Source organism: Microcoleus sp. N9_A1 (genome assembly GCF_036701795.1).
Taxonomy (GTDB): domain Bacteria; phylum Cyanobacteriota; class Cyanobacteriia; order Cyanobacteriales; family Microcoleaceae; genus Microcoleus.
In genome coordinates this window covers 59,426-66,490 of the sequence record NZ_JAUBRI010000043.1, presented here as the reverse complement: position 1 = coordinate 66,490, position 7,065 = coordinate 59,426, and the positions used below count along the sequence as shown (strand labels likewise).

The 7,065-nt window shown below is 46.3% G+C and carries 8 protein-coding genes and 1 pseudogene; 3 read left to right on the top strand and 6 right to left on the bottom strand.

Annotated elements, in window-relative coordinates:
- From QUA58_RS19725 to purS, 3 genes and pseudogenes are all read right to left on the bottom strand, one after another.
- A pseudogene (locus tag QUA58_RS19725) lies at positions 1–332 on the bottom strand (ATP-binding protein); the annotation flags it as partial.
- Positions 333–560: 228 nt separating this feature from the next.
- Positions 561–1,262 (bottom strand): phosphoribosylformylglycinamidine synthase subunit PurQ, encoded by a 702-nt coding sequence (gene purQ / locus QUA58_RS19720; RefSeq protein ID WP_333216458.1) that lies wholly within the window; start codon positions 1,260–1,262, stop codon positions 561–563.
- A 291-nt stretch (positions 1,263–1,553) separates the two neighbouring features.
- Positions 1,554–1,838 carry a phosphoribosylformylglycinamidine synthase subunit PurS gene (purS, locus tag QUA58_RS19715; RefSeq protein ID WP_333042010.1) on the bottom strand — a complete coding sequence of 95 codons (285 nt, stop codon included), beginning with the start codon at positions 1,836–1,838 and terminating at the stop codon, positions 1,554–1,556.
- A gap of 143 nt (positions 1,839–1,981) precedes the next feature.
- On the opposite strand from purS, the gene QUA58_RS19710 reads away from it, so the two are divergent.
- Complete coding sequence (locus tag QUA58_RS19710) at positions 1,982–2,374, top strand: Fur family transcriptional regulator (RefSeq protein WP_172184862.1); 393 nt, start codon at positions 1,982–1,984, stop codon at positions 2,372–2,374.
- Positions 2,375–2,654: 280 nt separating this feature from the next.
- Here the strand turns inward: QUA58_RS19710 and QUA58_RS19705 are convergent, their stop codons facing one another.
- From QUA58_RS19705 to QUA58_RS19695, 3 genes are all read right to left on the bottom strand, one after another.
- A complete protein-coding gene (locus QUA58_RS19705) occupies positions 2,655–4,865 on the bottom strand; it encodes a peptidase domain-containing ABC transporter (RefSeq protein ID WP_333395435.1) in 2,211 nt (736 codons plus the stop codon).
- Between the two features lie 134 nt (positions 4,866–4,999).
- The gene (locus QUA58_RS19700; protein ID WP_333254774.1) at positions 5,000–5,173 is read right to left on the bottom strand and encodes a hypothetical protein; all 174 of its coding nucleotides are present in this window, start codon (positions 5,171–5,173) and stop codon (positions 5,000–5,002) included.
- Positions 5,174–5,345: 172 nt separating this feature from the next.
- Positions 5,346–5,573 (bottom strand): secretion protein HlyD, encoded by a 228-nt coding sequence (locus QUA58_RS19695; protein WP_333254772.1) that lies wholly within the window; start codon positions 5,571–5,573, stop codon positions 5,346–5,348.
- A gap of 79 nt (positions 5,574–5,652) precedes the next feature.
- On the opposite strand from QUA58_RS19695, the gene QUA58_RS19690 reads away from it, so the two are divergent.
- Together QUA58_RS19690 and QUA58_RS19685 are read left to right on the top strand one after the other, a co-directional pair.
- Entirely contained in the window at positions 5,653–5,790 is a 138-nt protein-coding gene (locus tag QUA58_RS19690) for a hypothetical protein (RefSeq protein ID WP_333254770.1), read from the top strand.
- A 152-nt stretch (positions 5,791–5,942) separates the two neighbouring features.
- Positions 5,943–7,058: an HlyD family efflux transporter periplasmic adaptor subunit gene (locus QUA58_RS19685; RefSeq protein WP_333395434.1), complete on the top strand. Its 1,116-nt coding sequence runs from the start codon at positions 5,943–5,945 to the stop codon at positions 7,056–7,058.
- Positions 7,059–7,065: the final 7 nt, after the last annotated feature.

Sequence of the window (7,065 nt, the reverse complement as noted above, 5' to 3'; positions counted from 1 at the left end):
AATTCATCCGACTTCGCAACCTCTCTCAAAATATAGCCGATCGCCTCACCCGCCGCCTTAATCAAATCGTGATTATCTAGAATCCTCGGATTTTTGCTCAACCCTTCCGTCATCCGATTTGCCAGTTCATCAGCGGCCATAGTCTCAGCGATACTACCAGCGATCGCAGCTAAGATAGAAACTCCCCCAAGTGCGATCGGGCCGCCGATAATACCCGCTGCTGCTTGAGTTGCCGGATTGGCGATCGCGCTTGAAATAAGTTGACCAACAGCCATCACCGCACTGTATCCAATTACCCTAATTTTAGTATTAGCTAAATCAATTAACGGCATAAAATAAACATTCCTCTTTTAAATAGTTGGTAGTAATTATATCTTGCACGCTTGCGTTTAGTCCGTCGGGGGTTTCAACCCCCGCCTCATAGCGAAAGTCGGTTTGAACCGACTGAAAAGTTAGTTGATATCAAAAGGTTTTTAGTCCTCATTGCGAGGACTTGCGCTATGAGACAGGGGTTTTAAACCCTGGCGGTTATTGCAAATGCAATAACTCAAATATTGCAACTACAAAACAGCAGCCACACTTGCCATCAACAACCCTTGAAACAACTTCACCCCATCAGTTTCGCCCAACATCGGATCGGATGCCCGTTCTGGATGCGGCATCATTCCTAACACATTGCCTTGGCGATTACAAATGCCGGCAATATTATTTAACGAACCGTTGGGATTGCCAGCATCGCTAATTTTGCCCGCCTCTGTGCAGTAGCGAAACAGCACTTGCTCGTGCTCTTCTAGTTCTGCTAATGTATCGGCATCAGCATAATAGTTGCCTTCACCGTGGGCGATCGGCAAATCGATGATTTCACCGGAAGTATAAGCCGCAGTCCAACGAGTATTACCGCGTTCGACTTTCAAAGAAGCGCGATCGCAAATAAAATTCAATCCCGCATTCCGCACCAGCGCCCCCGGCAACAAACCAGCTTCAGTCAACACCTGAAAACCGTTGCAGATGCCGAGTACAAGTTTGCCCTGTTTCGCGTGTTCCGCAGTAGCCCGCATCGCCGGAGAAAAACGGGCGATCGCGCCGCACCGCAAATAATCTCCGTAACTGAAACCGCCGGGAATTACAATGATGTCAATATCCGAAATATCGGTATCTTCGTGCCAAATCATCCGCGTCGGTTGGTGCAGTAACCCTTGAGTTACCCACACCACATCGCGATCGCAATTTGAGCCCGGAAAAACAATAACTCCAAATTTCATAAGCTGAAGGAAGAAGGAAGAAGGAAGTTCGGCAACGGATTATGTAACGGATGTAACGGATGTCAGGAAGAAGGAAGAGGTATCAACTTAAGACTAAAATCTTATGTTTCTCTCCCTTGTATCTAAGTCTCGATCCCCCTAAATCCCCCTTAAGAAGGGGAGTAGGGGTTGACTTTGAGTGTTCCGAGTTCCCGCGTTTTTAACAGAGACTTTGAATGCTCTTGTCCCCCCCTTATTAAGGGGGGTTAGGGGGGATCTCCGGGTTTAAAAACACCCTAGGGACGATCGCATTTATGCCGCCGCTGTCTCCACAGCAACAGGAATTTCAGTCAAATCAAAGCGATAATTTTCAATCACTGGATTGGCCAAAAGTTGGTCGCAAACGCGATCGAGTTGTTCGCGGGCCTCCGACTCACCAGCAGCAGTCAGCGTCAATTCAACGTACTTCCCGATTCGCACACGCTCAACATTGTCGTATCCCATGTGTTGCAAGCCAGACTGTACGGCAGTGCCGGCGGGATCTAAAACAGAAGGGCGGAGGGTAACATAGATTTGGGCAAGATATTTCTGAGTCACGGGAATGTTGCGGTAGGTGATGTGAAAGTTAGCCCCATTGTATTCTACAACCGAGCTGCGCGCCGATCGCCATTTGGTTCGCCCAAGTAAGATAGCCTAGAAACAGGGACAGATTTGACTCCAGCAGATTCGAGAAAAAAATTATGAGAACCAACCACACCCGCAGTCAGGAGCGTATTTTAAACTTGCTCAAAGTCCTGAATCGATCGCTCTCAGCGCAAGATATCTACTTAGAACTGCGTAACAGCGACCAAAGCATGGGCTTAGCAACAGTTTACCGCTCCCTCGACGGTTTAAAGCGAGAGGGGTTCGTTCACGTCAGAACCCTCGCTAGTGGCGAGTCTCTCTACGGTGCCGCCCACCAAGACCAACACCACCTAACTTGTCTGGAATGTGGCGCGTCAATTACGATCGACGAATGCCCTGTCCACCATTTAGAAAGCCAACTGCAACAATCTCATTCTTTCAAGATTTATTATCACACTTTGGAGTTTTTCGGATTGTGCGATCGATGTACTTTGGCTCAAGAATCTTAGAAAAGTTATTAGTCATGAGTGATATCAATTCCGGTTACACTCATCATAAATGTTGACTGTAGAAGGAGGGGTCGAAAAACTGCATGGTTGAGTGTTAACTGTTAACTCGATTTTATGATTCCGATGCAACCGCAAACGATATAGCAATCCTCGGATCATTTGTGAATTTATTACTTTCTCCCCGCGGGTTCGGGGAGAGTTGGGGTGGGGTGCAAAAGTGAGATGCTCCCGGTGTTGTTTGTGTAGCGACAGATTTCAACCTGTTGTTTTATTAACTCGCTCAAGGATGCAAAAACTCTAAATGATCTCCGGGAATCGATCGCAATTTTGCAGCAGATCCTTGCAGTTTCAACCTACCGCGTTCTAACATGATAATCCAATCGGCGCGATCGATCACTCGCGGCCTGTGACTGATGAAAATCGTGGTTTTCCCCTGCCGATACATCAACAATTGTTCTAAAACTTCCGCTTCGCTTGCGGGGTCAAGCCCTGCGGTCGATTCGTCTAAAATCAATACGGGCGGGTTGTTGAGAATGGCACGGGCGATCGCCAATCTTTGTCTTTGTCCGCCAGAAATATTCGCTCCAAACTCCCCTAAAACAGTTTGATATTTATCCGGCAATTGGCTGATAAATTCATCCGCCCCCGCAATTTTGCAGACTTTAACAATCTGTTCAAAGCTGATATCTGGACTGCCCAAACGAAAATTTTCGAGAATCGATCTGCTCCAAAAATGTGCTTCTTGAGGAACCAATACTACCTGCTGTCTGAGACTGTCGAGAGACAAATCCTGCAAGTTGTAACCGCCAATTCTAATATTACCAGATTGCAGCGGATACAGACCAGCAATTACTTTAGCTAGCGTACTTTTTCCGCAGCCAGAATAGCCGATCAAAGCAATTGCTTGACCGCCGGGAAACGTAACGGAAAAATTTTCCAGCAAGTCAAGTCGGCCGGGGTAGTGAAAATTAACACTCTTGCAAACAATACCGTCGCGGTTCTGAATTGTTACAAAAGGTTTATTCGTATCGTCTTTAGTTTCGGGTTCAGCATCGATGACTTCCGACAGCCGTTGAGTAGCTGTCTGCACGCGAGTCATCTCATCAGTAAATCCTACTAGCGAGTTCACCCAAGTAGTAACGTTTTGATTCATGCTAATAAACGCTAGCAACTGACCTATACTCAATACCTTGTCAATCACCAAACCGCTACCAAGCCACAGCAGAGTAATGCTGCCAGCAGAGGCAACAAACCCAGAAAATATATTGTTGAGAATGCCAATTTGTGTAGTGCGAAAAGTGAGCTTTGCTAAGCGACCGAAGCGGGTTTGAAATTCTTCCCAAAGTTGCTGACCGCTGCTAGTAGTTTTGATAGTCAGCGCGCCTTTAAACGTTTCTACTAAGACGCCTTGAGTTTCTGCTTCCAGCACAAATAAACTGCGCGTTTTTTGCTGCAAAATGGGCAAAAATACCACTGTAGAGGCAGTCATTAATAGAGCTATAGCTGTAGCTGCTAACGTCAGTTCCTTGCTGTAAAATAACATAAAAACAAAAGAAACTACAGCGATAAAAAATTGACTAGGCAAGCTGATAGCGACTTGAGAAACTAATTTATTTATTTCTTGGATATCTTGTAATCTACTGACAATTTCGCCACTGCGTCTGGTTTCGTAAAAACTCAAAGGTAATCGCAGGAATTTGCGCGCAAATTCCATCACCAATCCCAATTCTAAACGCTGAGAAAACTGAGCAATTAAGTTCGACTGTACCAATCCTAAACTGCTGCTAAAAAGGTTCATAACTATAACTGCGATCGCCACAGTCGCCAGGAGTTGTCTGTCGCCCCGCACCAGAATGTCGTCGGTGAGCAGTTGAACGAGAAAAGGCGAAGAAATCGACAGCAAACCCAACACTGCATTCAGCAAAAATGCTTCCATTAAAATCGGGCGATAAATCCCAATCCGGCGCATCCATTTTTGTAAAGAATTGGCGGGGGGTTGACCCTCTGCGGCCGCAAAAAACCGCTCCGCATCCGGTTCTACTAGCAAGCACAGCCAATCTGTCCAAGCTGCTGCTAATTCTGCTTTAGAAACATAGCGCATACCGACAGCGGGATCGCCGATCGCATATTTTTCGCCCTGTTTTCCGTACAAAACAACCCAGTGATAACCACTCCAGTGAATAATTGCCGGTAAAGGTGCTTCGTCAATTTTGTCTAAAATAGCAGCGGCTGCTCGCACGGATCGAGCATTAAAGCCGATCGCCTCAGCACCTTGTTTCAAGCCCAGTAAAGTCGTCCCCTTTTGGCCAGTGCCCGCACATTCTCGCAAGCGACTAATAGTAAAATTCTGTCCGTAAAATTTCGCTATCGAAGCCAAACAAGCCGCCCCGCAATCTTCTTCGCTCTGCTGGATCACAACCTGATATTTCTTAAACCTGTTAACTTGTCCGAATAATGGCATTTTGCCGATCAAAGGGATGTTCTTTAACATTTTGGAAAATGAATAATGGGTAGAGCATAATGAACATTACTCATCACCAACTAGCCAATCAGCAAAAAGCACCCATAAAGTTATGGGTGCTTTTTTGCTCCACAGTTATAGAGCTCAATTGAGAGCAGTAAACTTTAGTAGTAGGCGTAGCGGACTACTCTTTTGAAGGAACCGTCGCAATTCCGGCGGTATACAACCCAACTGCGCCGACGGCGGTGACAGCGATCGTAATAGTGACCGCCATTGACGCTAGCTGATTCTTCAGGGGTGAGTTCAGCAAACAGTGCGTTGTCCTTTGTTTCTTGCATGATGATTTGACTCCATTTAACTTGATAAGATTGAACGAGAAATAGAAATTTTATAAAATTTATATAGTCTCGTGTAATTACTAACTCATAGTTCTTCAAGTGCTGTGCGATTTCCGGAATATTACTGAGAAGTTTTCACAATTTATCCGATCGCACTACCTGACTCATTTATCTAAACCACTAGGGTTTTGTAAGGGCGATCGCGCATTGGATCGTACAGATAAAGCTGGCTCGGCTGCGGTATGAAAAATAGCAGATTGACGCCATTGATGCTACTGTTAGCGCTGTTACTGTTGGTGTTAGCGCCGTTGAGACCGCTGGTAATGCTGCCGCCGCTAACAGTCGCAGATTCTCGATCGGTTAGTTCAGTGAACAGTGAATCTTGTAAATTTTCTGGCATGAGTAACTCCTATAAATACCTATCTACTTACTTACTTACGTGCATATACAATGAAAACCCGGTAACAGCGCCAAAACTGATGCCTGAAACACCGTATTTTGATGCTGATTGCCCGCTTGACTTACCAGTTTTGACGTTTGAGGAAGTTTGCGGGTACGAAGGGCAAAGCTGTACGGATTCTTACCTTGACCCTATGAATTTTGATTTAGACTTCTAAACCTATGCTTGGTATCCGGAAAGCTGAAAATAAATGTGACAAAAGAATTAGGCGATCGATCTCACCCTCTTCCAACTCATACCATTTGAGATTTGAGATTTGAGATTTTAGAACTAATATCAAAACGATTCCCCTCACCCCCAATAGCCGCCATGCCTCGCACTACCGAACCCACACCCGCAGAAACCTTTGATAACGACCAGTTTTTGCCCCCTGTCAGCCGCTGGACGACTTTGGGGGGAATTTTGATGGTGGCCACGTTTGGCGGGGCGATCGCCCTTGCAAGCGTCACCAAATACAGCGCCACAGTCAAAGCAGAGGCGATCGTCCGTCCCGCCGGAGAAGTGCGCGTCGTGCAAGCCGCCACCGAAGGAAACGTCGAAAGCATTGCTGTCAGCGAAAATCAGATAGTGAAAGCCGGAGATGCGATCGCAGTTGTAGACGGTTCGCGTTTGGGCGATCGAAACAAGCAGTTCCAAGAAATAATTAATCAGTCTCAAGCAGCAGCACAGCAAATCAACCAGCAACTGCGCGACTTAGAAAATCAAATTTTGGCCAGCGCCCAACTTAAAAGCGCCCAAAGCGGAAGTTCCGCCGAACAGGAATTAGTCGAATCCGCTTTAGTCAAAATCGCCGCATCGCTGCCGGATGTTGCCGAGAAACTGGGTAGAAGTCGGCGGGTTTTGCTCGTCAAGCGATCGACTATCCAACAACAATTGACTCAAGCTAAAAAAGAGCTCAATCAAATTGAGTTAAAACTCGAAAATAGCGTGATCCGCGCGCCCGCGGATGGTACAATTCTCAGATTGGAAATACAAAATACTGGTCAAACCGTACAAGTCGGCAGCGCGATCGCCCAAATCGTCCCCAGCGACGTACCTCTGGTAGTCAAAGCCAAGGTGACATCCCAAGACATCGCTCGCATCCAAATCGGCCAACCCGTACAGATCAGGATTTCGGCTTTACCTTTCCCTGATTACGGGACATTAAAAGGAACTGTCAGCGAAATCGCCCCAGATGCGATCGCGCCTCAAAATTCCGGTAATAATTTAGGTACAGCTTATTACGAAGTGTCAATTAAGCCAGAACAAAATTATTTAACCAAACTCCAATCCACCAGCGGTCAATTCTTCGGAAATTCCCAGGCAAATGTCCCCCGCCAGTATTCAATTCAATCGGGAATGGAGGGCAGAGCCGATATTATTACGGGCCAAGAAACAGTCCTCACATTTGTGCTGCGGAAGGCAAGGTTGCTGACAGATTTGTAATTTATTT

What these genes read in the sequence shown, in the direction of transcription:
- QUA58_RS19690 (WP_333254770.1), top strand. Translation starts at nt 5,653, where the DNA reads ATGCCTGAAACACCGTATTTTGATGCTGATTGCCCGCTTGACTTACCA.
- QUA58_RS19685 (WP_333395434.1), top strand. Translation starts at nt 5,943, where the DNA reads ATGCCTCGCACTACCGAACCCACACCCGCAGAAACCTTTGATAACGAC.
- QUA58_RS19710 (WP_172184862.1), top strand. Translation starts at nt 1,982, where the DNA reads ATGAGAACCAACCACACCCGCAGTCAGGAGCGTATTTTAAACTTGCTC.
- QUA58_RS19695 (WP_333254772.1), bottom strand. Translation starts at nt 5,573, where the DNA reads ATGCCAGAAAATTTACAAGATTCACTGTTCACTGAACTAACCGATCGA.
- QUA58_RS19700 (WP_333254774.1), bottom strand. Translation starts at nt 5,173, where the DNA reads ATGCAAGAAACAAAGGACAACGCACTGTTTGCTGAACTCACCCCTGAA.
- purQ (WP_333216458.1), bottom strand. Translation starts at nt 1,262, where the DNA reads ATGAAATTTGGAGTTATTGTTTTTCCGGGCTCAAATTGCGATCGCGAT.
- QUA58_RS19705 (WP_333395435.1), bottom strand. Translation starts at nt 4,865, where the DNA reads ATGTTAAAGAACATCCCTTTGATCGGCAAAATGCCATTATTCGGACAA.